21 protein-coding genes are annotated in these 26049 nt (G+C 72.7%); 10 read left to right on the forward strand and 11 right to left on the reverse strand.

Features of this window, described 5'->3' with window-relative positions:
- Positions 1-76: 76 nt before the first annotated feature.
- Entirely contained in the window at positions 77-925 is an 849-nt protein-coding gene (locus tag OV079_RS01040; RefSeq protein WP_267765708.1) for an ATP-grasp domain-containing protein, read from the forward strand.
- Between the two features lie 466 nt (positions 926-1391).
- A complete protein-coding gene (locus tag OV079_RS01045) occupies positions 1392-3296 on the forward strand; it encodes an IgGFc-binding protein (protein WP_267765709.1) in 1905 nt (634 codons plus the stop codon).
- A 688-nt stretch (positions 3297-3984) separates the two neighbouring features.
- On the opposite strand, the gene OV079_RS01050 is transcribed toward OV079_RS01045, so the two are convergent.
- Positions 3985-4986: a tetratricopeptide repeat protein gene (locus OV079_RS01050; protein ID WP_267765710.1), complete on the reverse strand. Its 1002-nt coding sequence runs from the start codon at positions 4984-4986 to the stop codon at positions 3985-3987.
- Between the two features lie 100 nt (positions 4987-5086).
- Here OV079_RS01050 and OV079_RS01055 point away from each other — a divergent pair, with 100 nt between their 5' ends.
- Both OV079_RS01055 and OV079_RS01060 read left to right on the forward strand, forming a co-directional pair.
- Positions 5087-6148, forward strand: a complete 1062-nt coding sequence (locus OV079_RS01055; RefSeq protein ID WP_267765711.1) for a peptidoglycan DD-metalloendopeptidase family protein — start codon at positions 5087-5089, stop codon at positions 6146-6148.
- Between the two features lie 100 nt (positions 6149-6248).
- Positions 6249-7154, forward strand: a complete 906-nt coding sequence (locus OV079_RS01060; protein WP_267765712.1) for a LysR family transcriptional regulator — start codon at positions 6249-6251, stop codon at positions 7152-7154.
- Here OV079_RS01060 and OV079_RS01065 read toward each other — a convergent pair.
- Positions 7144-8163: an MBL fold metallo-hydrolase gene (locus tag OV079_RS01065; RefSeq protein WP_267765713.1), complete on the reverse strand. Its 1020-nt coding sequence runs from the start codon at positions 8161-8163 to the stop codon at positions 7144-7146. The genes OV079_RS01060 and OV079_RS01065 overlap by 11 nt on opposite strands.
- Before the next feature lie 338 nt (positions 8164-8501).
- On the opposite strand from OV079_RS01065, the gene OV079_RS01070 reads away from it, so the two are divergent.
- Entirely contained in the window at positions 8502-9377 is an 876-nt protein-coding gene (locus tag OV079_RS01070) for a TPR end-of-group domain-containing protein (protein WP_267765714.1), read from the forward strand.
- A gap of 229 nt (positions 9378-9606) precedes the next feature.
- Here OV079_RS01070 and OV079_RS01075 read toward each other — a convergent pair whose 3' ends face one another.
- From OV079_RS01075 to OV079_RS01100, 6 genes are all read right to left on the reverse strand, one after another.
- Positions 9607-10116 carry a hypothetical protein gene (locus OV079_RS01075; RefSeq protein WP_267765716.1) on the reverse strand — a complete coding sequence of 170 codons (510 nt, stop codon included), beginning with the start codon at positions 10114-10116 and terminating at the stop codon, positions 9607-9609.
- Between the two features lie 589 nt (positions 10117-10705).
- Positions 10706-12223 carry a tetratricopeptide repeat protein gene (locus OV079_RS01080; protein ID WP_267765717.1) on the reverse strand — a complete coding sequence of 506 codons (1518 nt, stop codon included), beginning with the start codon at positions 12221-12223 and terminating at the stop codon, positions 10706-10708.
- Positions 12172-13578, reverse strand: coding sequence for a serine/threonine-protein kinase (locus OV079_RS01085; RefSeq protein ID WP_267765718.1), 1407 nt, complete (start codon positions 13576-13578; stop codon positions 12172-12174). The genes OV079_RS01080 and OV079_RS01085 overlap by 52 nt, the downstream gene beginning before the upstream one ends.
- A 21-nt stretch (positions 13579-13599) precedes the next feature.
- Positions 13600-14892 carry a hypothetical protein gene (locus tag OV079_RS01090; protein ID WP_267765719.1) on the reverse strand — a complete coding sequence of 431 codons (1293 nt, stop codon included), beginning with the start codon at positions 14890-14892 and terminating at the stop codon, positions 13600-13602.
- A 158-nt stretch (positions 14893-15050) separates the two neighbouring features.
- Positions 15051-15587, reverse strand: coding sequence for a LuxR C-terminal-related transcriptional regulator (locus OV079_RS01095; RefSeq protein ID WP_267765720.1), 537 nt, complete (start codon positions 15585-15587; stop codon positions 15051-15053).
- 486 nt (positions 15588-16073) lie between these two features.
- Positions 16074-16637 (reverse strand): hypothetical protein, encoded by a 564-nt coding sequence (locus OV079_RS01100; protein ID WP_267765721.1) that lies wholly within the window; start codon positions 16635-16637, stop codon positions 16074-16076.
- Here OV079_RS01100 and OV079_RS01105 point away from each other — a divergent pair, their 5' ends adjacent.
- Both OV079_RS01105 and OV079_RS01110 read left to right on the forward strand, forming a co-directional pair.
- Positions 16638-16958 (forward strand): hypothetical protein, encoded by a 321-nt coding sequence (locus OV079_RS01105; protein ID WP_267765722.1) that lies wholly within the window; start codon positions 16638-16640, stop codon positions 16956-16958.
- Positions 16959-17401: 443 nt separating this feature from the next.
- The gene (locus OV079_RS01110) at positions 17402-17530 is read left to right on the forward strand and encodes a hypothetical protein (protein WP_267765723.1); all 129 of its coding nucleotides are present in this window, start codon (positions 17402-17404) and stop codon (positions 17528-17530) included.
- A 21-nt stretch (positions 17531-17551) separates the two neighbouring features.
- Here OV079_RS01110 and OV079_RS01115 read toward each other — a convergent pair whose 3' ends face one another.
- The 3 genes from OV079_RS01115 to uvrA all read right to left on the reverse strand — a co-directional run bounded on the left by OV079_RS01115 (position 17552) and on the right by uvrA (position 21953).
- On the reverse strand, positions 17552-18115 hold the full coding sequence (locus OV079_RS01115; RefSeq protein WP_267765724.1) for a sugar O-acetyltransferase: 564 nt from the start codon (positions 18113-18115) through the stop codon (positions 17552-17554).
- 171 nt (positions 18116-18286) lie between these two features.
- Positions 18287-18988, reverse strand: a complete 702-nt coding sequence (locus OV079_RS01120; protein ID WP_267765725.1) for a hypothetical protein — start codon at positions 18986-18988, stop codon at positions 18287-18289.
- 316 nt (positions 18989-19304) lie between these two features.
- A complete protein-coding gene (gene uvrA / locus OV079_RS01125) occupies positions 19305-21953 on the reverse strand; it encodes an excinuclease ABC subunit UvrA (RefSeq protein WP_267765726.1) in 2649 nt (882 codons plus the stop codon).
- A 419-nt stretch (positions 21954-22372) separates the two neighbouring features.
- Here uvrA and OV079_RS01130 point away from each other — a divergent pair, with 419 nt between their 5' ends.
- From OV079_RS01130 to OV079_RS01140, 3 genes are read left to right on the forward strand one after another with little or no spacing between them, the layout of a single operon-like run.
- Positions 22373-23176 (forward strand): aspartyl/asparaginyl beta-hydroxylase domain-containing protein, encoded by an 804-nt coding sequence (locus tag OV079_RS01130; protein WP_267765727.1) that lies wholly within the window; start codon positions 22373-22375, stop codon positions 23174-23176.
- Positions 23173-24678, forward strand: coding sequence for a cyclic nucleotide-binding domain-containing protein (locus OV079_RS55460; RefSeq protein ID WP_267765728.1), 1506 nt, complete (start codon positions 23173-23175; stop codon positions 24676-24678). Before OV079_RS01130 ends, OV079_RS55460 begins: the two co-directional genes overlap by 4 nt.
- Positions 24678-25841 carry an FAD-dependent oxidoreductase gene (locus tag OV079_RS01140; RefSeq protein ID WP_267765730.1) on the forward strand — a complete coding sequence of 388 codons (1164 nt, stop codon included), beginning with the start codon at positions 24678-24680 and terminating at the stop codon, positions 25839-25841. Before OV079_RS55460 ends, OV079_RS01140 begins: the two co-directional genes overlap by 1 nt.
- Positions 25842-26049: the final 208 nt, after the last annotated feature.

Here is a 26049-nt window from a genome sequence, read left to right on the forward strand (position 1 = left end):
CCGGGGGCACACCGGCGTACCCAGGCATGACCCTGCCGGCCCGTCCGGGCGCGATTTCGGCTATCTTCCGCCGACCATGCGCGTCGCCATCGCCACCTGCCTCCACAAGCCCGAGCCCGACCCCGACGAGGCGCTGCTCGTCGCCGCCCTCGCGGACGCGGGCGTGGAGCCGCGGGTGCTCGCCTGGGACGACCCGGCCGCGGCCTGGCACGAGGTCTCGCTGTGCGTGCTGCGCTCGACCTGGAACTACCCGCACCACGCGGACGAGTTCCTCGCGTGGGCCCGGCGCGTCGCCGCGGTCACGCGAATGTACAATCCGCTGCCTGTCCTCGAGGACAACTATCACAAGAGCTACCTGGCCCGCCTCGCGGTGCGCGGGGTCGCGGTGGTCGACACGGTCCACCTCGCGCGCGGGCAGGCGCCCGACCTCGCGGCGCTGCTCGACGAGCGCGGGTGGGACCGTGCGGTCGTCAAGCCTGCGATCTCGGCCGCCTCGATGGGCACGTGGCGGGTCGAGCGTAAGGCGGCCGCGGCCAGTCAGGCGCGCTTCGCCGCGGACGTGGCCCTGCGCGACACGATGGTGCAGCCGTACATGCGCGCGGTCGAGGAGCCGGGCGAGCGCGCGCTGATCTGGATCGACGGCGCGCTGAGCCACGCGATCCGCAAGACCGCGCGCTTCGCCGGCGAGCACGAGCGCGTCTCGGCCGCGCTGCCGATCGCCGACGACGAGCGCCGGCTCGCCGAGGCCGCGCTGGCGCCGCTCGCCGCTCAATTGCTGTACGCACGGGTCGACGTGGTCCGCGACGACGCTGGCGCGCCGCGGGTGATGGAGCTCGAGCTGATCGAGCCCTCCCTCTTCCTCGCCGAGCACCCGCCGGCGCTGGCGCGCCTGGTCGCGGCGATCGTCGCCCGCCTGCGCGAGTGAGACCGACGGCCGCGGCGATGCGCGACCCCCGGCTCGTCGCGCATCGCTCTCCGCTGCGCGAGCAGGTCGATCGGCGCCCGCGGACCACGCGATGGGCAGCCGCCGAGGTACCGCGCATCGCTCTCCGCTGCGCGAGCATGTCGATCGGCGGCTCGCGGACCACGCGATGTGCAGCCGCCGAGGTAACCGCGCATCGTTCTCCGCTGCGCGAGCCGGGTCGATCGGCGCTCGCGGACCACGCGATGCGCGACTCGTCGCGCATCGTTCTCCGCTGCGCGAGCAGGGCGATCGGCGCTCGCGGACCACGCGATGTGCGGCCCGTTGCGCACCCTCGGATTCGCCGACGCGCGCGGCTGAGCGCCGCCGTCACGATCGTGCGCGCATCTTCGTCGCGATTGCGACATCCTCCGGCCCGCCGATGCCGGCCCCTTGACCGCGCGCGCGCCGGCGATGTACTCGCAATGCGATGAATCGCCTGACCGCTGCAATCTTGATGGTCCCGGTGCTCGTCGCGTGCGGCGACGACGGTCGACCGGCCGACAGCGACGCCGCCAGCGCGACCGGCACCGCGACCGCGACCATGCCGACCGGCACCAGCGAGGCCAGCGACGGCAGCAGCACCGCGGCGCCGACCGGCAGCGGCACCGACGCGACCCCGACGACGACCGGCACGAGCACCGATTCGGGCCCGATCTTCGACCTCGGCGGCGCGCCCGACGTGCCGAAGACGCTGCAGTGCAGCCCCGACCTGCACGCGGTCGTCGACGGCACCGGCCAGGTCGTCGAGGCGTGCGCGACCGACCAGGGCTGCGCCGACGCCAAGTGCGTGCCCGCCTGCGAGGCCGCCGGGGCCAGCAAGGCCAACTTCGGCTGCGAGTTCCAGATCCCCACGCCACCCACGTCGCCGTTCTTGCCGACGCCGCCGTGCTTCGCCGCGTTCCTCACCAACAGCTGGGGGCACCCGGCCAAGATCGAGGTGTCGCGCGACGGCGCCGCGTTCGACCTCGGCAGCTTCGCCCGCGTCGTCACGCCCGGGCAGGCCCCGGAGGACTGGTCGCCGGTCGCCGCCACCGGCCTCGGCCCCGGCGAGGTCGCGGTGCTGTTCCTGTCGAGTCACCCCAATTCGATCCACCCCGAGACCATGCAATCGCTCAATTGCCCGGTGCCCGACGCCGCGGGCGCGGCCACCCAGGTCGACGCGTCGGGCCGCGGTCTCAACTTTCACGTGACTTCCGACGTCCCGCTGACCGCCTACGACATCGCCCCGTTCGGCGGCGCTTTCTCGTACATCCCGAGCGCCAAGCTGCTGTTCCCGACCAGCGCGTGGGGCACCAACTACGTGACGGTGATGCCGCCGGCGGGCACGTTCGAGCCGCCCGGGCCGCTGTGGCTGCAGGTGGTCGGGGCGCAGGACGGGACGACGGTGGAGATCCGCCCGACCGCGGACCTCGAGGCGGGACCGGACCTCGAGGGCGCGGCGAAGGACGTGGTCAAGACGTTCACGGTCGACGCCGGCGAGTATGTGCAATGGGAGGTCGCGGCCGGGGCCGGCGACGCCTCGGGTACGCTGATTCTGAGCGACAAGCCGGTCGCGCTGCACACCGGCAACCGCTTCCTGCGCCTGCAGCCGATGTTGGCGCCGGGCGGCGAGGCGACGCACCAGCAGAACCACGCCGTCACCGCGCTCGGCTACGAATACGTGGCCGGCGCCTACGAGACGCGCCGCGCCGACCTGGCGCCGGAGGAGATCGAGTACAGGGTGGTCGGCGCGGTCGACGGCACCACGCTGACCTACGACCCGCCGGTGCCGGGCGCCCCGGCGACCCTGGCGCAGGGCCAGGTGGTCGACTTCGCGGCCACCGGGTCGTTCCAGATCCGCAGCCAGGACGAGGGGCACCCGTTCGTGCTGTCGCAGATCATGGACACCTGCAACATCCCCGGCGGCACCCGCCCCGGGGCGACCGCGATGGGCTTCATGCAATTGCTCGGCGACGAGGAGTGGGTGGTCCTGCTGCCGCCGGCGCAGTTCCTCCACGAGTACATCTTCTTCACCGACCCGTCGTTCGCCACCACCAATCTGGTGGTCACGCGCGTCGACGACGGCGACGGCTTCAAAGAGGTCACCGTCGATTGTCTGGGGACGATCGGGGGCTGGCAGCCGGTCGGCGGCGACGGCCGGTTCGAGGTCACCACGGTGGATCTGATCCGCGCCGACGTCGGCGTCAATGGCTGCACCAACGGTCAGCACACCGCCGAGAGCGAGGGCCAGTTTGGCCTGGTGGTGTGGGGCCTCGACAGCTATTCGTCGTACGCGTACCCGGCCGGCGGCAACGCGATCGCGCTGACCGACCTGGTGATCCCGCCGGGCTGACAGAGAGGCCGCGGCACCGGCTTCCGGGCGCCCGCGGGCGCCCGTGAGCGGCCGCTGGCGTCATTCGCACAAACAGACGTACGGGACGCCGCCCACCTCCTGGCCGCCCCATCCGACGATGCAGGCGTTGGCCCAGCTCGGGCGCAGGTTGTAGCCCGGGCGGAAGCCCTCGTTGTTGTAGTTCGTGGCGCAGACGAAGAATTTCTCGCCGTTGACGTAGACCCCGGCGACGACCGCCCGCAGGCCTGCGTTGTCGCAGGTGTTCTCGCAGGACGCGAGGGTCGCATCGACCCATTTACCGAGACAACGCCGGCTCCGGTGCCGTCGCCAGGCTCGCCGAAGGTCCTTCCTCCGCCGGCCCGGACGCGACGGTGAACGAGGCCAACAATCCGAGCGCGGCCGCCTGTAGTTTTTGGATGACTCCGATGAACAACATTGAAAAACTCCTCGCTGACGAAGGAGCTGAACATTTCAGCCGGCGCTGAGGTGTCGCGCCTCGCCGGGCCGCGCAAGCAGGCGCCCGAACAGCCTCGTCATTCGCCCCCTGGGCTTGGCGGCGGCCCGCGGTTTCACCGCCACGATGAACAATCGCGGCATGCTGGCTTCGGCGGCTGGACCGCGAGCATGTCAACGGGCGAGCGCGCGACGCTCAGGGAGAGCCGATGGACCGGGATGCGCGCCGCGAGCATCACCGCCCGCGGAGCAGCTGCGCGAGGTTGCAGCCGCGCTGTTCGCCGAGATCGCAGGCCTTTACGGCCAGGCGTAGACCCTCGCCGACATCGACCGTCACGCCGCCCACGCCGTTGACGTAGACGGTGGCGAGGTTGTTGCACGCCCGGGCGCCGCCCGCGTCGCAGGCCTTCTGGAGGGTCCGAACCCCGCGCTCCGGATCTGCCGTGAGGCCCTGGCCGAGGAGGAGCGCGATGCCGAGATCCGAGCAGGCATTGAGTTCGCCGAGCTCGCAGCTCTTTGCTATCAGCTCGAACGCTCGCTCGAGATTCGCGGTGACGCCTCGGCCCTGCGCGTACAGCCCCCCGAGGAACGCGCAGGCGTCCGACGAGCCCGCAGCGCAGCCGCGCTCGTAGTATTGGGCCGCCAGCGCCGGGTCGCGCTGTCCGGCGACCCCCGTCTCGTGGGCCTGGCCGAGGTTGGCGCACGCCTGCGCGCTGCCGCCGGTGCAGCCGCGTTCGAACAGGCTGATCGCTCGCGGATAATCGAGGGGCACCCCGGCGCCGGTGCCGTACAGCGTCCCGAGGTTGGCGCAGCCGCTCGGATCGCCGCCGTCGCACGCACGCGTGAGCGCGGCCAGGGCCCGCGCGAGGTCGGGGACCATCCCGTCTTTGTCTCGCAGGTGCATCGCCCCGAGGTTGGCGCAGGCCGCGGCCAGGCGGGCGTCGCAGCCGCGCTGAAACAACGCCAGCGCCGCTGCCAGGTCGCGCGGCCCGTGCTTGCCCTCCATGCGCCGGAGCCCGAGGTCGTTGCACGACGGCGCGTGCCCGGCGTCGCAGTTGATGCGCAGCGCCGCGGCCGAACTGTCCGGATCGCCCGGCGCCTCGTTCGCCGGCGCTTCGCAGCCGCGGGCGGCCGGGTCGCGCTCGCTGCATTTCTGCGGCGGGTCTGGGCTGGCAGGGCGACAGCCGGGGGCGAGCGCGACGATCGCGACCATGAACAAAAACCGGGGGCCGGACATGAGCGGGCGCGAGGCTACCACGCGCCCGCATCGGCGAGAGACCGCGCGGTCCGCCGATTTCGCCTTGTCGGGGCGAGCGCGGCGATGTCTCATGTCGGGCATGCGCTCGTTCGCGTCCACGCTCCTCGCGTCGCTCCTCACGTTCTCGATCGGCTGCGCCCCCGCGCCGGCGACCCGATGTCCGGAGCCCGCGGTCGTTCCCGCGGCCGCGCCGAGCCCCGCGGCCGTGGAGCCGGCGGCGGCGCCCGTGTCTGCGACCTCGACCGCGGCCGAGGTGGTGCAGTGGATCAACGCCGGCGACGGCGAGGCCCTGTTCGCCCGCTTCTCGGCCCAGATGCAGGCCGCGGTGCCGCTGACGCAGGTGCAGCCGCTGTTCGAGTCGCTGGTCGCGTCGCGCGGCCGCCTCACCGGGGTCGCGCCGATCGAGGCCGGCGAGCGTAAAGGTCGCTTCCGCCTGGTGGCCGAGCGCGGCGAGTGGGAGCTGCAGGTGACGCTCGACGAGCAGGGCAAGATCGCCGGGATGCTCGTCAAGGAGCCCGAGGACCCGGCCCCGCCGGTGGCCCGCAGCGCGCCGATGGGCCTGCCGTTCCGCGGCGAATGGCTGGTGTTCTGGGGCGGCGACCGCAAGGAGCTCAATCACCACGTCGATCACCCGTCGCAGCGGCGCGCCGCCGATCTGGTGATCGTCGACGCCGGCGGCAAATCGCACAAGGGCGACGGCCGCGCGCTCACGGATTATTATGCGTACGGCCAGGACATCCTGGCGATGGCCGACGGGGTGGTGGTCACGGTCGTCGACGGCGTGCCCGACAGCCCGCTCGGCGAGCGCAATCCTTACATGGCGCCCGGCAACATGGTGGTGATCCGCCACGAGGGCGAGGTCCACTCGGCCTATGCCCATTTGATCCCGGGCAGCATCAAGGTGAAGCCCGGGGCCAAGGTCCGGCGCGGGCAGGTGCTCGGCGCCTGCGGCAACAGCGGCAACTCGAGCGAGCCGCACCTGCACGTGCAGCTGCAAGACGGGCCGCGCTTCGAGAAGAGCTGGGGCCTCGAGGCGGTGTTCGCCGAGGCGACCGTGACGCGCGACGGCGCCGCGGCGCCGCGCTCGGACTACAGCTTTTTGAAGGGCGACAAGGTCGCGCCGCCCGCGAAGAAGAAATGAGGCCGCGTCGCCAGCTTCGGCAGCAGGATCGCGCACCGCCGACCACGCGGCGCCGGGCTTCGCTCGCGCGGGCGGCGGGGCGCTGATATCATCGACGTCGATGAATCGCCTGTTCGAGGCCGAGGTGTTCGTGCGGGTGGTCGAGGACGGCAGCCTCACTGCGGCGGCGCGGCGGCTGGAGATGACGACGTCCTACGTGAGCAAGCTGATGACGCGGCTCGAGGAGCGGCTGGGCGCGCGGCTTCTGATACGGACCACGCGCAAGCTGTCGCTGACCGAGACGGGGCGGGCCTACTTCGAGCGCTGCACCGAGGTGATCCGCGGGCTCGAGGAGGCCGAGCAGCTGGCGGCGGACCTGCAGCAGGCGCCGCGCGGGACGCTGCGCCTGACGGTGCCGAACGCGTTCGGCTCGCTGTTCGCCCTGGGCGTGCTGTCCGAGTTCAAGGCGCGCTTCCCCGAGCTCTCGCTCGAGCTGGTGTTCCTCGATCGCCAGGTCGACCTGATCGGCGAGGGCTTCGACGTGGGCCTGCGGATCGGCGAGCTCGGCGACGAGCGGCTGATCGCGCGCCGCCTGGCGAGCACCGACCGCATCGTGCTGGCCAGCCCGCGCTACCTCGAGCGGGCCGGGACGCCGCGCGAGCCGGAGGCGCTGGGCGAGCACGAGTGCCTGCGTTACGCCTATCACGCGGCGCCGGGGCGGTGGAAGGTGCAGGGGCCGCGCGGCGTGGTCGAGGTCGACGTCACGGGGCACATGGTCGCCAATCACGGGTCGATGCTGGTCGAGGCGGCCGCGCAGGGGCTCGGGCTGGTGTTCGTGCCGGTGCTGCTGGCGGCGGCCGAGCTGCGCGCGGGTCGGCTGCGCCGCGTGTTGCCGGCGTGGCACTGGCCGCTCGGATTGTTCGCAGTGTATCCGCCGACGCCGCGGGTGCCGGCGAAGACGCGAGCGCTCGTCGATTTCCTGGTCGAGCGCATGCGCGAGCCGCCCTGGGCCGGGCTCACTGGTTGAGCTCGGCGTAAGTGTTGGGCACGTTGACCTGCTTGTGAATCCAGTCCCACAGGCGGTAGCCCTGATAGTCGGGCAGGTCGACCGCGGCGACCGTGGCCTCGAGGTCGAGGCCGTCGTCGACGGCGGTCTGGACCCCGGCGATCATGGCCCGCAGGTAGCCGATCGAGAAGTCCATGGCGGCGGGCGCGAGCGGGCGGCCGTGGCCGGGCACGACGATCGCGTCGGAAGGCAGCGATGCCTGCACCGCGGTGAGCGTGACCTCGGCGGCGGCGCCGTTGCCGGCGAGCAGCCAGGGGATGCCGGGCTCCTCGGTGACGAAGGCGTTGCCGGTCCACAGCACCTTGGCGTCGGGGACGTAGACGAACAGGTCGCCGGGGGTCTGGGCGAAGCCGTAGTGACGCGCCTCGACGGTGACGCCGCCGAGGTCGACCGACCAGCCGTCGTCGCTCACGCGGATGTCGGCCGCGACCGGCTCGATCTCGTCGATGCCCTGATCGGCGCCGAAGTTGGCCTCCATGAACGCGACGTCCTCGTCGAAGTTCGCGGCGATATAGTCGGCGGTCTGCTCGTGCTGCACGACCTCGACGTCGTCGGGGAGGAAGACGTTGCCGAAGGTGTGATCGCCGTGGCTGCTGGTGTTGACGACGTAGCGGATCGGCCTGTCGGTCTCGGCCTGGACCAGGGCGACCGCCTGACAGAACAGCTGACGATTGATCATGCTCTCGACCATGAGCACGCCGTCCTCGCCGACGACGAAGCCGCCGCTGGTGGCCAGCGGGATGCCGGCGGGGCCGTGCTCGGCGGCGTCGCGGTCGTAGATGGCGAACACGCCGGGCGCGAGCTCCTCGGAGACGAGCCGGATCGCGTTGGGCGTCCAGGCGTAGGCGGGGTTCGGCTCGACGAAGCTGGGCGCGCCGTCACAGGCGCGGAAGGTCTGGGTCGCCTCGGTGGCGCTGCCGCCACAGCCGGCGACGAGGAGGGCGAGGAGGACGGGCGAGAAACGCTGCATGCCGCTACGATGCGGCGGGCGGCCCGGTCCGAGTAGCCGCGCGCGGGGACAGGCACTGTTTCCCGAGCGTCCACAGTGAGGCGGAGGGCGCCAGGGAGGCCCGCCCGGGTCACTTCGCGCGAGGGCGGCCGAGATCGAGGCGTCGACGAGCGCGCCGGCGAGGGTGCCGACGGCGAGGAGGATGGTGTAGCCCGGGCTCGACGTCGCATCCGTGCGAACGGCACTCGCAATTCTACGCGTCCCACGCGCGCGAAGGGCCGCGATGCCCGTCTCTGGGCGACGATCGGCTCCCCGGCGGGGGTTTGCTCCGCCGTCGCCGGCCGTGTTACCCGGACCGCATGCAGCCCTTCGAGCTCGGCGTCGCACTCAAGCAAGAACTCGAGCGCGGGGCGGTCGCCGCCGCCACGCTCGACGAGGTGGTCGCGCTGCTCGACGGCGCGGCGCAGCCGGACCGGGCCGCGTTCCTGGAGCCGCTGTTCTGCGCCATGCCGGCGCAGGAGGAAGCGCAGCTGACCGCCGTCCGCGAGCACCTCGAAGCGCGGCCGCTCGCGCGCGTGGCGCTGCTCGACGTGCTGCTGACATGGACGCGCCTCGAGAAGCCGTTCGTCGCCTCGGTCGTCGCCTCGCTGGTCGCGCGCGACGAGGCGACCGCGATGGCGACCCTGGGCAAGCTGGCCGCGAGCCTCGCCGCGCCGTACCCCGATCATTTCTGGGAGAAGCCGTGGGGGTTGCGGCCGCGGATGCCGCTGTACGCCGTCGTCCAGGCGTGCCGGCGAGACGAACGCGCCGCGGTCGCCGCGGCCGCGGACGCGGTGCCGGGGCCGTGGCGCTGGAACGCGGAGGAGCTCGAGCAGGCCGCCTCGAGCCTCGCGCTCGACAACGACGCCGCCAGCGTGCGCGAGCTGATGCAGCGCGCGGTCGTGCTCGCGCCCGAGAGCGCCCGTTGTTGGTATCTGCTCGGCACGGCCCTCACGCAGCTGCGTGACGACCGCGAGGCCCTGCCCGCGCTCGTGCGGGCCACCGAGCTCGGCGACGAGGACGCCTGGTACAACCGCGCCTGCGTCCACATGCGCCACGGGCAGGTCAACGCGGCGATCGCCGCGCTGGGCCGGGCCGTCGCGTCCGAGCCGAAGCTCCGCGTCGACGCGATCGGCGACGACGACTTCGCGACGGTCCTCGACCACCCCGAGTTCGTGGCGCTGATCGAATCATGAGACTGTCTTGAAGGACAGATGACGATCGAAAGGCATACGAGCCACATGGCGGGACAGCCGCTGCAGCCGGCGACGAGGAGGGCCAGGAGGCGGGCGAGCCGCGACGACGCTGCATGCCGCACGATGCGGCGGGCGGCCTGCTCGAGTCGCCGCGCGCGGGGACAGGCGTGGTTCCCCGAGCGTCCACGGTCGTCGCGCGACCCCCGGAGGCAGGGAAAGCCCGCCGGGGTCACTTGGCGCGAGGGCGACCGAGATCGAGGGCGTTGGCGAGCGCACCGGCGAAGGTGCCGACGGCGAGGAGGATGGTGTAGCCCGGGTGGGCGTTGCCCGCGAGCTCGCCGGCGAGGCCGAGGCCGAGAGTGAGGCCGCCCGCGAGCGCGAGGCCGCGGCCCGGCGAGTCGGCCGCCGCCGCGGTGCCGCCGGGGACCGCGGCGTGGAGGACGACGAGGACGAGCGAGCGCGCGTCGTCCAGGCCGCGGAACCAGTCGGTGAGCGCTGCCAGGCAGGCGTAGGTGGCGAACCCTGCCGCCGCGGCGCCGGCGAACCCGAGCGCGCCGCGGACGAGCCGGCGCCGCCAGCCGGCGCTCGGCGAGAACACCGCCGCGCAATGCAGGGCGAGCAGCGGGAGGAGGAGCAGCCAGTACAGCCGGTCGTCGCCATGGCCTTGCGCGGCGACGAGGACGAGGACGATCACGACGGCCGCGAGCAGGCCGAGGCATACGGAGCGAAGGATTGTCACGAGTCGCAGCATACACCATGGGCGAAGCGAGGCGAGCGGCGATGGGGAATCTCATGGCGGCGGACGAGTCGAGCGCGCGTCCCATGAATGCCGACGCGAGCATGGCTCGCAGAGCGCAAACAGCTGCCGGCGGTCGGGAATTCGTTGCGCGCGGGGGCGAATGCGGGGATGTCCGAGGGACGTATTCGGCCGCTGCGAATGTCTTCGATTCGCGCGACGGCGAAGTGGACATTCGCCGGGTGGGGGGCGGAGCGGGGCTTGATTCGCAGGACGTGGTGTTCGCGTGCGTGGCCGATCACAGGGTCGAGTCGGTCCTTCGCGGCGAGCGGAGCATGGAGAATGTCGGGGCAGGTCGGGGCTTGATGCGCACGACGTGCTGTTCGCGCGGGTCAGCGTTCACAGGGTCGAGGCGGTCCTTCGCGGCGAGCGGAGCACGGAGAATGTCGGGCGGAGCGGGGATTGATTCGTAGGACCTGTTGTTCGGGCGCGGGTCGGCAGTCACAGCGTCGAAGCGGTGCTTCGCGGCGAGTGAGCATGGAGAATGAAGGGAGAGCGGGATGATTCGCAGGACGTGTCTTGCGAGCGCGGGTCAGCGCGGCGGAGGAGTGTTCGTCGCCGCGGGGGGCGGCGGGAGCTCGGCGAGCCATTGGCGCAGCTCCGCGAGCCGGGGCTCGTGGGCGTCGTGGAAGCGCGACAGGATGGCCAGGGCAGCCTCGGCGTCGCGGTGCGCGTCGGCGTCGAGCCGCATGCTTCGCTCGAGCAGCGCGAGCGCGTGGAGGATGAGGCCGGTCTCCGGCCGCTCCGCGTCGGTCGAGGCGCGGGCGATCGCCACGGCCTCGAGGTAGCGCTCGCGGGCCTCTTCGAGCACCCCCGTCGCCTCCGCGAGCTCGGCCTGGCGGACGCGGATCCACGCGGTCTCGATGTGCTGCGGCCCGAACGCGGCCTGCTGCACCGTGAGCGCGCGATCGAGGGATTCGCGGGCCGCGTCGAAGCGGCGCTGGTCGATGGCGACGCTCGCCAGCGCGGTCCAGCAGCGGACGAGCTCCGGGTGCTCGGGGCCTCTCAGGGCGATCCTCGCGGCCAGCACCTGCTCGAAGAAGTGGCGCGCCGCGGCCAGGTCGCCGCTCGCGTGGGCGGTGTTGCCGAGGTTGAAGAGGGGCGGCAGGGTGCGCTCGTCGGCCGGCCCGTAGGTCGTCAGGGCGAGCTGGTAGGCGCGGGCGAACGCGGCCCTGGCCGCACCGTAGCGGCCGTGGGCGTACTCGAGGCCGCCGAGGTGCCCCACACGACCCCGAGCGACGGGTGGCCGGCGCCGAGCGCCTGCTCGAGCCCGACGCGGGCCTGGTCCAGCAAGGCCCGCGCGCGCCTCCTCGCCGTGCGCCGCGAGCAGGGTGGCGAGGTTGAGGCGCACGCTGTGGGTGTTCGGATGGTCGCTGCCCCAGTGCTCCTCGAACAGCGCGAGCGCCTGCTCGTGGTGCTCCTGCGCGGCCCGCTCGTCGCCGGCGCGGCGCAGCGCCCCGGCGTAGTTGGCGTGGACGCTGCCGAGGTCGCCCTGCGCCGCCGCGCCGGCGCGGGTGAACAGCTCGAGCGCCCGCTCGAAGTGCGCGCGGGCGGCCGCGAAGTCGCCGCGGGCCTGCTCGACCTGCGCGAGGATCCCCTCGAGCTTGCCGAGCAGCTGCGGATCGCCGCCGGCGCGCAGGACCGCGGCTTCGGCGTGCCGCGCCCACGTCAGCGTCGCTTCGACTGCGGGGCCCCCGGCGGTCGCGCTGGTGCGGTCGAGGGCCGCGCGCGCCGCCAGGTCGTCGAGACCGGCGCGCACTGCCGACCAGTAGGTCTCCTCGAGAGTGTGCTCCGCGGCGACCTGATCGCCCATGTCGAGCTGGGCCCCGCCGAGCAGGTAGCGGGCCTCGAGCGCCAGCGCCGGGTCGGCGACGGGGTCCGCGTCCTGCACCAGCGCCTGCGCCAGCGGCACGATCTTCGGGCTCTGCTTCAGCAGGGCGAGCGTGCGCAGCTCCGCGAGGCGCTGCGCGAGCGGGCCGTCGCTGGTGTTCGTTGCTTTCAGGCGGACGTCGCCGACGGCGCACCGGCTCGGCGGCGGCAGGCGGCGCACGGCTCCCGGCGCCTGCTCGAGGTGCCGCCCTCGGCCCGCTCGAGCATCGTCAGCAGCCCGTCGAGCTGGCGCAGCTGGTGATCGAAGCAGTCCATGCGCCTTTCGAGCTGCGCGCCCGACTGCTCGCCCTGGCCGTGGGTGGCGAAGCAGGCGTCGCGGCGCGCCTCGGACCAGGCCTGCGCGTAGCGATCGACCTCGCGCAGGGCCGCGGCCGCGGTGGCCGAGCGGTCACCTGTCCCTGCGGACAGGAGCGCGCGGCGCAGCGAGTGGCGGCGGGCCTCGTCCCACACGCGAGAGGCTCGCAGCTCGCTCCCCGAGCAGCGCTCGGCCGCGGCTGCCGGCGGGCGCACTGCCGCGAACACGCCGACGGCCATGAACAATCCCGCGGCCAGCCACGGCCAGCGGCGGTGCGGCGGGCCGCGCTCGAGGACGGCCAGCAGGGCCGGCATCGACGGCCAGCGCCGCGCTGGTGCGCCGCTCAGGCCGCGGAGCACCGCGCGATCGAGCCACGCGGGGGTCGGTCGCGCGGGCGGTCGCGGCACCAGCTGCCCGGCCTCGATCGCCGCGCGCAGGACCGCGACGGAGGCGCCGGCGAACGGCCGCACGCCGTAGAGGCCCTCGAACAGGGCGACGCAGAACGCGAACTGCTCCGAGCGCTCGTCGGCCGGCCCGCCGGCGAGCTGCTCCGGGGCCATGTAGGGCGGCGTCCCGAGCAACTGCTGGGCGTCGGTGAGCTCGTGCGCGGCCTGCCACGCGCCGTCGGGGGTGCTGCGCAGCGTCTCGAGCTCGGTGGACGTGGGCGCAGTCGGACGCGCGAGGCCGAAGTCGGTGACGATCGCCCGCCCGTCGCGGGCCACGAGCACGTTGTCGGGCTTGAAGTCGCGGTGCAGCACGCCGGCCTGGTGCGCCGCCGCCAGGCCGCGGCCGGCCTGCACGAACACGCCGAGGACGTCCTGCCAGCGCCGCGGGAACTCGCGCAGCCACGCGCCCAGAGTGACGCCGTCGATGAACTCCATGGCGAGGAACACCTGGTCGTCGACCTCGCCGATGTCGTGGATCGCGATCACCGACGGGTGACGCAGCCGCGCCATCGCCTTGGCCTCGCGCAGCAGTCGCGCGCGGCTGTCGGCGTCGCGCAGGTCGGGGCGGACCAGCTTGATCGCGACCCGGCGGTCGAGCTCCGGATCGTAGGCCGCGTAGACGACGCCCATGCCGCCCTCGCCGACGCGATCGAGGATCACGTAACGACCGACGAGGTCACCCCGGGCCAGCGATGCGGCGGCGCCAGGCGACCTCGTCCGCGACGTCAGCACCGGCGTCGCGTCGTCATCGACCAGTCGCTCCCCGGACGCCATCGACGAGCCGACTACCATGCGTCAGCAGCTCCCACAAGCCAAGGCCAGCGACGCGCACTCGTCGGTCCACGCGACGTCGCAGCAGGCCGGCTTGCTGTCGCACACTGCCAGCACGCAATCGGAGCACGCGCGGTTGAGCGCCACGCCGGCCTCGCACGGGGCGTGCGCGCACAGCTGCGTGCCGGCGGCGCAGGACATCATGCAGCGCTCCTTGGCGTGGGCCTGGCACATGTCGTCCCACTGAGTATCGCAGCAGAACGCGTCGATGTAGTTGCAGACCAGATCGGTGCACCAGGTGCACTCCTCGGGCAGCGGCCCGCCGACCTCGCACTCGTTATGCTCGCTGAACGGCCCGGCGCACAGCTGGTCCCAGCCGTCGGTGGTCGAGCCCATGTCGGGGCCCGTGCTCGTGCTCGTGGTCGTGGTCCCGCTGGTCGAGACGTCTCCATCGGTGGTGCCCGTGGAAGTGCTCGTGGCAGTGTCGGTGGGGTCGCCCTGCGTCGTCCCGGGATCGCCGCCGGTGGGGCCGGTGCTCGCGCTCGTCTCCCCGGTCGCGTCGGTGCCGGTGGCCTCCGACGCGCTCGCGCCGGCGGTCCCCGCGGTGGTCCACCCGGGTCCGCCCATCGTCTCGCCGCCGCTCAGGCCGCACGCGCCCGAGATGTCCTCGGGGACAGCTGCGTCCGGGGTCTTGCCGCCGAGGCTGTCGAGCAGGCACTGCAGCGTGTTCTCGGGGATGACCTGCTGGGCGAGCACCTTCTGGGCGCAGCTCGGGAAGGTGGCGAGGCAGCCGAGGCCGCTCGCGCACTCGGCCCGCAGGGCGTCGACGAGGCTGTCGCCGAGCGGGAGGACCAGCGCGCTGGCGGCCTTGAGCTCGGGCGGGCCCTCGGCGCGGCCGAGCAGCACGTCCGCGCAGCCGCCGACGCCGAACGCACACTCGTCGCAGAACTGGGCCACGAACGCCTCGTGCGCGGCGCTCGGCGCCAGCCCGCCGATGGCGCCGGCGAGGCACGAGAACGGCGAGCCGCCGGCCTGGATGCAGTCGCTCGCGCTGCGCAAAAAGCCGTCGCTGACGAGGCCGACGACGCTGGCGCAGTCGTCGATCATGGCCTGGTCGCACGGCGTCGCCGCGGCCGCGCAGGCGCCGACGTACTCGGACAGCGACCCGCAGAACTGGGCCGCCGGCGTCAATTCGCTCCCGCCTCCCGACTTACCGCCGCCGCAACCGGGGGCCGTCAACGCCGCGGCGAGCAGCAGGCTGGAGAGGATGGAGGCGGCCGAGCGCCGCGTGGAGTGGTCGAGGTGAGAGGTGTGCATGAACCGCTATCCCGCCGGGCCCGTGGTCCTCGTCCGGCGGCGCGACCCTAGCCGCCGCCCATCGCCGCAGCATCGATCGAACAGCGGAGGCGAGGCGCTCTCCCATGGGCGGCGGGTCGGTCATCCTGCCGATGGCCGCGCGCCGCCACGCGCGGGGCTCACGGAGCGAGCAGGCCCGCCTCGGCCATCCGCCGCGCGAGTTCGGCCCGCGAGTGGATGTCGAGGCGCGTGTACACGTGCTCGAGGTGGCTGGCGACGGTGCGCGGGCGAATGCCGAGCCGCGTGGCGATGGCCTGATTCGTCAGACCCTCGGCGACCAGCCGGGCGACCTCGACCTCGCGCTCGCTGAGCCCCGCGACGACCTGCCGCGCCTGGGCCTGCGCCAGCACCCGCTGCAGCTCCGGCGAGTCGGCGGCGGCGAACGACAGCTCCACGTCGGGGCCGAGGCCGATGCGATCGCCGTGGCGCAGCGCGACGAGCTCGACCGGGAGGTCGTTGACCCGCGTGCCATTGGTCGAGCCGAGATCGACGGCCATGAAGCCGTTGTCGATGCCGCGCAGCAACTTGAGGTGCTTGCGCGAGACGCCTCGATCGGGAATCACGAGATCGACGCCGGGCCCGCGGCCGACGAGGGTGGTGGCGGCGCTGAGCTCGAACACCGCGCCGGTGAGGCTGCCGCAACACACCGCGAGCACGGAGCGCGTCGCCGGCGAGGTGCTCCCCGACTGCGAGGATTGGGCCGTCGGGTTGTCGGATCGCCGCGCACGCGCCGCTCGATGGTTTCCCACACAACCGCGGCGCGTCGCAAGGTGCACTGCGCGGGCGCGGAATCGAACCGGGCGCGCGCGGCCGGCGAGTGTCGAGGTGCCCCGCGCGGTCAGCCCAGTCCACTGCGATTTCCTTGCCGTCGAGCGACGGATACGTACGGGAGCGGCACCGCTGGAAACCTCTCCGAACGAAGGTGCTCGGGCCCGCAGCAAGACCTGGCCGACGACGAGCGGAGCATCTTGTCCGCGACTGCGAACCCGGGCGGCGGAGCGCCGGGTACAGACATTGAACTCGTGCACGTCGAGCGGCGGGCAGCGCCGCGTGAAAACGAGGACGAAGTGAACCCTCCGGCCTCGCACGACTCGTCGCGTCTTTGTACCGACCTCCGCTGCGGGCAGTGCTCCGCGCGCGGCCTACCTCGCGGCGTAGCGCCGGTCGCACTCGAGCTCGTCGGAGATCCGCGCGCGACCGATGAGCCCGCCGTCGCCGACCACGATCGCCTCGTCGCCCATCGGGGTGACCGCGCGCAGCGGCGGCAGCTCCTCCTCGACGCGCACGGCGGTCTCGTCGTACCAGAACGGGGAGCCGCTGATCACGACCCCGTCCTCGCGCACCAGCCATTCACCTTCGCGGGCGATGCCGGTGATCGTCGTCGTATCAAACTGGCTCTCGTCGAAGAACTCGCCGTCGATGATCAAAGACACGGCCCCGTCGGCGCCGGCGAGCACCCAGCGGCCGGCGTACGAGGCGAGCGCCTGGAAGTCGGCGCTCGCTCCGGGCATGGCCGTCCAGGTCTGGCCGTCCTCGCTGAGCACCACCGCGCCGTCCAGGCCGACGGCGATAAACGCGTTGGCCACGGACGGATCGAAGGCGACGGCCCGCAGGTCGCCGAGCTCGGCCGGCACCTCGGCCGGCAGCCCCAGCTCGCGCCGGCGTCGGTGCTGAGGCGCAGCACGCCGTCGCCGACGGCCACGCACGTGCCCTCCTCGCTGCAGGTGACCCCCACCAGGTCGTTCGTGACGCCGGCGTCGATCACCGCCCAGGTCTCCCCGGCGTCGGTCGAGCGCACCACGACGCCGCCGTCCCCCACCGCCACCACGGTCTCGTCCCCGGTGAACGCGACCCCGCGCAGCGACGTGTCGGTCGCGCTCGCCGGCGCCGTCCAGGCCGCTTCGCCGGCCTGCCGCGCGATCGCCCCGCCTGCGCCCACCGCCACGACGACGCCCTGCGCCGCCGCGACCGCGAACAGGTCGGCCTCCACCGGGCTCACCTGCGCGGCCCATACGACCGGCTGGTAGTAGAGGTCGCACGCGTTACAGGCGACCGCGCCGGGCAGCGCCGCGCCGGCCGCGGCTGCGAGGGCGAGGGAACCAGCGAGGCACGAGGTTCGAGCGGAGCGGAGCATGGTTCGAGTCTCTCGGTGAAGCAGGAGCGCGCCGGTCGCAGGTCGCGTCCGCCGGCGCAGGTGGAGTAACCGCCCACCCGGAGGAAATTGCCGGCGACGAAAAATCGCGACGGGAGCGCCAGCGCTCGCCCGTGGACGATCCACCGCCGGTGCGCGGGGTCAACGCCACCGGCGCGTCGGGGCCCCGGGGCTCGCGGAGCAGTTCAGGTTCCCGCGCCTCGCGTGACCACGTTCGGCCCGTGCCACCGTGGGCCCAGGTCCGCCGCCCACGCTGCATTCGCAAAGCGCCCTTCACGCACTGGCGCGCGAGCAAAAACCGACCAAGTCAGGATCACGATGAGCAAACTTCTACGAGGTGCAGTCGCGGGTGTTGGGGCCTGGAAGCTCGGCGGTGGTGTCATTGGCACCGTCCTGATCTTCATCCTCTTGTGGATGGTCCTCGGCAACTTCGACATCTTCCGATGATCGGCCCGGCCGCGCGTCGCCTCAGCGCGGCGCGAGGGGGCGAATGACGCGACACGGGTTGCCACCGGCGAGCACGCCGGCCGGGACGTCGCGGGTGACGACGCTGCCGGCGGCGATCGTGGTGTCGTCGCCGATGGTGACACCGGGGCAGACGATCACGCCGCCGCCGAGCCACACGCGGTCGCCGATCCGCACCGGCTTGGCTGTCTCGAGGCCGGTGATCCGGATCTCGGGGTCGAGCGGGTGGGTCGCGGCGTAAATGTGGACACCCGGGCCGCACAGCACGTTTTCTCCGATGGTGACCGGCGCGCAGTCGAGGATCACGCCGTCGAAGTTCATGTAAAAACCGTCGCCGACCTCGATGTTGGCGCCGTAATCGCAGCGGAACGGCGGCTCGATCTCGAGGCGCGAGCCGCAGCGGCCGAGCAGGGTCCGCAAGATCTCGAGGCGCGTCTCGACCTCGTCCTCGGTGGTCTCGTTGAAGCGGCGCGTCAGGCGTCGCGCCGCCCGACGCAGGCCCACCAGCTCCGGGTCGGCGGCCAGGTAGAGCTCGCCGGCCAGCATCTTCTCGCGTTCGCTGAGCATGGCGGTAGGGTGATGCGTGCGCTGCGGCGTGGGCGTCGGGCGCGGCCGGGGCGGCGGCGAGCGGGCTGGAGCGCGTCGCCGGGCTGGCCCGGGCGCGGCGGCGAAGGACGCGCGAGAATCGGGGCGCGGGTTCGGGATCCACCTCGAAGAGTAATCGCGCGGCCGGGGCCGCTATTCGCAGCGCGGGCCCATGGCGACGCAGTCGGTCCACCACTTCTCGATCTTCATGCATTCGGAGTAGTGGGTCCAGTCGTCGTGGTTCTCGAAGCAATTGTCGAAGAACGCGGCGTCGACGAGCGTGCAGGTCTGGGCCGGCTCGAACACCTCGGTGCTGCTGTCGGTGTCGGCGTCGAAGAAGCTGCCCTTGAAGTGCGAGGCGAAGGTGACGGTGCGATCGGCGTGGACGACGATGTGGTTGACCTCCCGCTCGTCGCCGTTGGCGAAGACCGAGTTCACCCCGTAGACGTAGAAGCCGGGGGTGCCGTCGCGCAGGCCGGTGAGGATGCAGCGCTCGACGTCGAGGAAGCCCTCGGGGCCCTCTTGGTGCCCCTGAATCTCGCCGTCGTCGTGGAGGAACTGCTCGCACACCATCGGCACGGCGCAGGCGCCGAGCTGGTCGAAATCCTCGGAGTCGCCGGTGGTGCCGATCGTCGTGGTCGGCTCCGCGGTCGTGCTCGAGCTGGTGGTGCCGGTGGTGGTCGTATCGGTGGTGCCGGTGGGCGGGTCGCCGGTGCTCGTGGTGGTGCCGGTGGCCGGCGGGTCGGTCTCGGTGGTGGCGGCGGTGGTGGGCTCGCCCGTCTCGGTGTCGTCGGACTTTCCGGGGCCGCAGGCGGCCGCCAGCGCGATCGCAAGAGTAATGGTTCGGCGAATCATCGGCGGACCATACCGCGGATGATCGGCCTCCACGAGCGCGCATTGCGGTGAGGCGCACCGGGGGTCGACCGATGGCGCGAGGCCTGGCGCGCGCCCGCACTGCGCGCATTCGAGGTCGAGGCCGCCGGGCGCTCGGCGGATTCGCGGTCGATGCCGCGGCGTGGGGCCGTCACGGGCGAGGCGCAGGCAGCCGCGGCCGCAAACAGGCGCCGTCGATGACGAATCAGACTTCGGCCCTGCGGCTCGGCGATGGGGTCCGGCGCACCGCGCTCGACCTCACTGGCGTGCGAGCGCCGCGAGAGGTCCAGCGCGAGGCTCAGGCGTCGTCAGCGAATTGACGCCGCAGATAGGGGGCGGTGCGGCTGGCCTCGGCGTCGCAGACGGTCCGCGGCGGGCCGCTGGCGACGACGCGGCCGCCGGCCTCGCCGGCGCCGGGGCCGATGTCGATGACCCAGTCGCTGGCGGCGACGATCCGCAGGTCGTGCTCGACGAGCACGACGGTGTTGCCGGCGTCGACCAGGCCCTGCAGGCGCGCCATCAGCTTGTCGACGTCGGCGGGGTGCAGGCCGGTGCTCGGCTCGTCGAGGACGTAGAGGGTGTCGCCGCGCTGCGCCCGCTGGAGCTCGGTGGCCAGCTTGATCCGCTGGGCCTCGCCGCCCGACAGCTCGGTCGCGGGCTGGCCGAGGCGGAGGTAGCCGAGGCCGATGTCGTGAAGCAGGGCGAGCGGGCGATGCACCGACGGCTCGTCGGCGAAGAACTCGCGCGCCTCGTCGACGGTCATGCGCAGGACCTCGGCGATGTTCTTGCCGCCCCAGGTGACCTGCAGGGTCTTCTCGTTGTAGCGCGCGCCCTGGCAGGTCGGGCACGGGGCGTACACGCTCGGCATGAACAGCAGCTCGACGCTGACGAAGCCCTCGCCCTCGCAGGTGTCGCAGCGGCCGCCGGCGACGTTGAAGGAGAAGCGACCGGCGTCGTAGCGGCGCGAGCGAGCCGTCGGGGTGGCGGCGAACAGCTTGCGCACGGCGTCGAACAGGCCGGTGTACGTGGCGAGGTTGGAGCGCGGGGTGCGGCCGATCGGCCGCTGATCGACCCGCACGAGCCGCCGCAGGTGTTCGATGCCGCTGTGGATCCGCCCGCTCGTGGTGGTCGCGACGCGCGGGCCGGCGGTGACGTCGTCCTCTTCGTCCTCGGCGCTGGCGGCCTGGCCGAGGCGCTCGCCGACCAGCTCGACCAGCGCCTGACTGACGAGGCTCGATTTGCCCGAGCCGGACACGCCGGTGACCGCGGTCAGGGTGCCGAGCGGGAAGCGGACGTCGAGGCCGCGCAGGTTGTTGCGAGTGACGCCGCGCAGCTCGAGCCAGCCGCTCGGGGCTCGCGGGGTGCGGGTCTCCACATTCGCCGGCGCGAACAGGTAGCGGGCGGTCTGCGAGGCGGTCACGCGCTGAAGGCCCGCGGGCGGGCCGCTGTAGAGCACCTCGCCGCCGTGCTGGCCGGCGCCGGGGCCGACGTCGATCAGCCAGTCGGCGCGGCGCATGGTGTCGAGGTCGTGCTCGACGACGAACAGCGAATTGCCGGCGCGGCGCAATTGGTCGAGGGCTCGCAGCAGCGCCTCGTTGTCGGCCGGGTGCAGGCCGGCGGTCGGCTCGTCGAGCACGTAGACGACGCCGAACAGGTTGGAGTGGAGCTGGGTCGCGAGGCGCAATCGCTGCAGCTCGCCGGAGGACAGCGTCGGGGTGCTGCGATCGAGGGACAGGTAGCCGAGGCCGAGCTCCTGCAAGGTGGCGAGCCGGCCGAGCAGGTCGTGGGCGATCCGCTGGGCCGCGATCCGCTTCTCCGGCGAGAGGTCGGGGGTGCGGCGCACGTCGGGCGCGCCGGCGTGGGCCGAGCCGCCGGCGGCGACGCGGCGGGCGGTGTCGCGGCGCGCGGCGGCCCGGCTCAGCGTGGCCTTGTTGCCGGCGATGGCCTCGTCGAAGCGGCCCTCGGCGGCCGGGGTCAGGACCTCGGCGAGGCGATCGAGAGACAGCTGAGACAGCTCGCCGATGTCGAGCCCGGCGAAGGTGACGGCCAGCGCCTCGGGCTTGAGGCGCTTGCCGTGACACACGGGGCAGACGGTGCCGGTCATGAACCGGGCGACGCGCTTCTTCATCAGCGCGCTCTGGGTGGTGGCGAAGGTGTGGAGGACGTAGCGGCGGGCGCCGGTGAAGGTGCCCATGTAGCTGGGCTCCGTCTTCTTGCGCAGGGCGGCTTTCGTCTCGGCGGGCGTGAAGCCGGCGTAGACCGGGACGGTCGGGGACTCCTCGGTGTAGAGGATCCAGTCGCGGTCCTTCTTCGGCAGCTCGCGCCAGGGACGCTCGACGTCGTAGCCGAGGGTCACGAGGATGTCGCGCAGGTTCTGGCCGTGCCAGGCCGGCGGCCACGAGGCGATCGCGCGCTCGCGGATCGACTTGCTGTCGTCGGGCACCATGGCCTCCTCGGTGACGTCGTAGACGTTGCCGAGGCCGTGGCAGTGGGGACAGGCGCCCTGGGTGGTGTTGGGCGAGAAGTCCTCGGCGTAGAGCATCGGCTGCTTGGGCGGATAGCTGCCGGCGCGCGAGTACAAAAGGCGCACCTGGCTCGAGATGGTGGTGACGCTGCCGACCGAGGAGCGCACGCTGGGGGCGCCGCGTTGCTGCTGCAGGGCAACGGCGGGCGGCAGGCCGTCGATGCTGTCGACGTCGGGGATGCCGACCTGATCGATGAGGCGGCGGGCGTAAGGCGCGACCGATTCGAAGTAGCGCCGCTGGGCCTCGGCGTAGAGGGTGCCGAACGCGAGCGAGGACTTGCCCGAGCCCGAGACGCCGGAGAAGACGACGAAGGCGTCGCGCGGGACGTCGACGTCGACGTTCTTGAGGTTGTGCTCGCGGGCGCCGCGCACACGGACGCAGCGCGTGACGGCGGAGGCGGCGGGATCGTCGGACGAGGGCATAGCGAGCGGGAGCCTAACCGCGAATGCGGACGCGGCCGAGCGGGACGTGAAGAGGTGCGGGCGGCCGGAAAGGCGGAAGAGTTCCCGGAGCGAGCGCCGGCGCGGCGGAGAACGCGTCACTGCGGGCGTCTGCGGGCCGCTTCACGTCCACGTCGGGCCTGCGTCGCCGCGACGGCGGCGATGACCGCTCTGCCGCGCGCTTCACGAGCCGCCGGCGCAGAAGCGGGGCACCAGGGTGTCACGGCCCGGGACGGAGTAAGTCGGCGGGAGCGGCCGGCGGGAAGTGCCGGCGGATCTTGCCGAGTGCGGCGCCGAGAGGGCGATGGCAGCAGAACAGGGTCGATTCGTGGTTGGCACGCTTGATGTAGTGTCTCGCTCGAGGCGCCGGGCATCCGGCGCGACACCCTGCGAGCATTCGTATGAAGACAGGAATTCCCGAGGTCGATCGAGGCATCGCCGCGGTCGCGGCCGCCGCTGCGGAGCGGTACGGCGCCGCGGCGGTGGCCCGCATCGCCGCCAGCACCCTCTCCAGCTTCGAATCGCCGAGGTTCGCCGACGAGCGCCAGCGGCCGACGTGGGTCTACACGCCGGGCCTGACGGCGCGGCCGTTCTGGACCCGCGAGCAGTGCGGGCGCCTCTCCGAGATGATCGCTGCGTTCGAGGCGGGACGCGAGGCGATCGCGGCCGAGATCGCGGCGCTCGACACGTCGCGGATGGGCGTGCCGTACGACCACCTGTCGGTCGAGCCGGAGCAGATCCGCGGCTGGAAGAACCTGTTCTTCTTCAAAGACTATCAGCCCGATCACGAGCTGATGGCGCGCGTGCCGACGATCCGGGCGATCACGGAGCGCTTCGGCCCGGACCAGCTCGATCGCTTCGAGCTGTTCCTCTCGGTGCTCGAGCCCGGGACGCACATCCCGCCGCACTTCGGGGGCAGCAACTGCAAGCTGACGCTGCACCTGCCGCTCGACGTGCCGCCGGGCGACGCGGCGATCCGCGTCGACACGGAGACGCGCGGGTGGGCCGGCGGCGACATGGTGATCTTCGACGACACCTTCGACCACGAGGCCTGGAACCGGACCGGACGAGCGCGCGCGGTGCTGCTGATCAAGGCGTACCACCCGGAGCTGACGATCGAGGAGATCGGGGTGCTCGAGATGTTCGCGCCACTCAGCGCCAAGGTGTACCGCGAGCTGCTGAAGACGAAGGGACGGGGCCAGTGAACGCGCGCGTCGAGGGGCCGCGGGAGCGGATCGTCCGCAGCGAGGAGGTGGTGCCGGCGACGATGTCGGCGGCCGAGCGCGACGCGCTCGCCGACGGATTGCTCGCGGTTTATGCCGAGATCTTCGCCGGGGCGACCCGCGAGTTCATCGTCGAGGGGATGGTCGCGCCGAAGTCCGAGTTCACGACGATCCTCCTGCACCGTAACGCCGAGGGCCGGATCGTCGGCTACTTCGCCATCCACTTCTTCGAGCGTCACTTCCGCGGCGTGCCGACGATCGTGGTCCGCTCGTCGGTCGGCATGCTCCGCGCCTATCGCGGGCGCAACGCCAACATCCGCTGGGCGCTCGGCGTGCTGCTGAAGCAGCGGCTGCGGCACCCGGGGAAGCCGATGTACGGGATGGGGCCGATGGTGCATCCGTCGAGCTACTTGCAGGTGGCGCGCTACGTCGACGTGTTCTGGCCGCGCCCGGACGAGCCGGTGCCGCCCGACATGCTGGGCTTCATCGTCGAGCTGGCCGACGAGTTCAAGATGCGGCCGATCGATCCGTCGCGGCCGCTCCTCCGCGCCGGCTCGATGCCGACCCGCGAGAGCGACGCGGAGCGCGACTACTGGCGCCGCTGCGACAAGCCGGCGGCGCGCTTCTTCGTCGCCATGAACCCGGCGTACAGCCAGGGCGACGGGATCGTGACGATGTTCCCGATCACCGCGTCGATGCTGCGCGGCATCGCCTCGCGGATCGTCCGCGAGCGCGCGGCGCGGCTGGTGGAGGGGACGCTGGCGGCGGCGCAGCGGCTGCCGCTCGTCGAGCGCCTGTTGCGGCCGCGGGCGGTGCGTCGCCAGCTGGAGGCGGCGCCGCTGCTGGCGGGATTGGCGGACGGTGATTTGCGACGTCTGGCCGAGCGGGCGACGATCGTGGCGCTGCCCGCCGGGCAGACCCTGTTTCACGCGGGCGACGCGGGCGACGAGGTGTACGTGGTCGCTCGCGGGGCGGTGGCGGTGGTGGCGGGCGAAGAGATGCTCGACCAGCTCGGCGCGGGCGCGCTGTTCGGCGAGATCGCGGCGCTCACCGGCGGTCGCCGCAAGGCGTCGGTGCGCGCGGTGATTCCCACCACCCTGGTGAAGATCCCCGGCGAGGCCGTGCGCGCGGTGATGCGTCGCGGGCCGCTGGGCGACGCGCTGGGCGAGATGGCGGCGGCGCGGCTGTTCGACGATCATCTGCGCGCGAGCGGCCGACATCGCCAGCTCGGCCGCGAGGCGCGGATCACCTGGGCCCGCAGCGGTCGCCTGGCCGAGCTCGAGCCGGGGGCGCGGCTGCGAGGGACCGACGCGGCGTTCTCGATCGTGCTCCGTGGCGACGTGCTGATCGAGCAGGACGGGGCGCAGCTGTCGGCGCAGGCGCCGGTGGTGATCGCGTGGACGCCGTCGACCGTGGTCGTGGCGTCGACGTCCGCGCGGGTGCTGCACGTGCCCGCGTCGGGCGAGGTCGCGGAGGCGTCGTGATGCGCGACCGTTATGACGCGATCATCGTCGGCGCGGGCCCCAGCGGCACCACCTGCGCGCGCGAGCTGGCGGCCCGCGGGGCCTCGGTGCTGCTCATCGACAAGAAGAGCCCCGGCTGGCACAAGCCGTGCGGCGGCGGGATCCCCGAGGTGCTGTTCGAACCGTACGGGGTCCCGACCGAGCTCGGCTTCTCGGCGCCGCAGGTGCGGGTGTTCGATGCGGCGCAGCGGCGGCTGACGATCCCGCTGCGCTACCGCACCGTGTACCGCGACCGCTTCGACGAGCACCTGGCCGCGGCGGCGCGGGCGGCCGGGGCCGAGGGGATGTTCGACACGACGCTCCTCGACGTCGCGCGCGACGAGGGCGGCTTCACCGTGCGCACCTCGAACGGTTCGGCGCGGTCGACCTACCTGGTCGGCGCCGATGGTTGCATGTCGATGGTGCGGCGCAAGCTGTTCCCCGAGCAGCTGCCCGAGTCGATGTGTGCGATCGCCGTCGAGCACTGGTATCGCGCGCCGCACGGCGTCACCTCGCTCGATTTCTTCGTCGAGCCCGACATCCTGGGCACCGGCTACGCCTACGTGTTCCCCAAGGACCCCGGGCTGCTCGTGATCGGCGTCGCCGGGCTCGGGCTCGACCGGCCGCGGGCCGTGCTCGAGCAGCTGCTGACGCGCCCGCGCTATCGGGCGCTCGTCGGTGACACGCCGGTCGACGCCGTGCATGGCGCGCGGATCCCCTATCGCCACCTCTCGCGGCTGCGCGACGGCCGGCTGCTCCTCGTCGGCGACGCCGCGGGGCTCAATACGCCGATCATCTTCGCCGGCATCCCGATCGCGCTGCACTCGGGGCGGCTCGCGGGCGAGGCGATCGGGGCGGTGCTGCGAGCCGGCGACGACGCGGCGCTGGAGCGCTACTCGCTGGCGAACCTGCGGTCGGCGAGCCTCGGGTTTCAGCTGTGCCACGCCTTCTACGACGCGCTGCTCGAGCGCCGCCGGCCGCCCTCGTTCGCGGCGCTGGCCCGTCCGCTGTGGCGGCGGCCGCAGCTGTTGCCGAGCGCGTTCGTGATCCACCGCGCCCTGTGCCGGCTGGTCGATCGCCTCGACGTCGCGAAGATGGCGGGGGTGTTCGCGGGCGCGGAGGCCGGCGGCGGGCCATTGTCGTGAGTGCGGGTCGTGGGATTGGGAATGGGGGGTGTCGGCGAGCGGGTGAATCGCGGTCGATCGAAACGTGACGGCCTCGTCATGCGCCGAGGCGGCGGCGGCGGCCGGCAGGTCGTGCGAAATCGCTCGCATCGGCGGTGTGGCGCGGCGTTGTGAGCTTGGCTGGGGCATGGTTGCGAAGCGCCGCGGAGCGGGCCTGGGCGGTCTTTGC

Origin of the sequence: Nannocystis pusilla (genome assembly GCF_026626665.1) — a bacterium.
In the GTDB taxonomy this organism is placed as follows: domain Bacteria; phylum Myxococcota_A; class Polyangia; order Nannocystales; family Nannocystaceae; genus Nannocystis; species Nannocystis pusilla.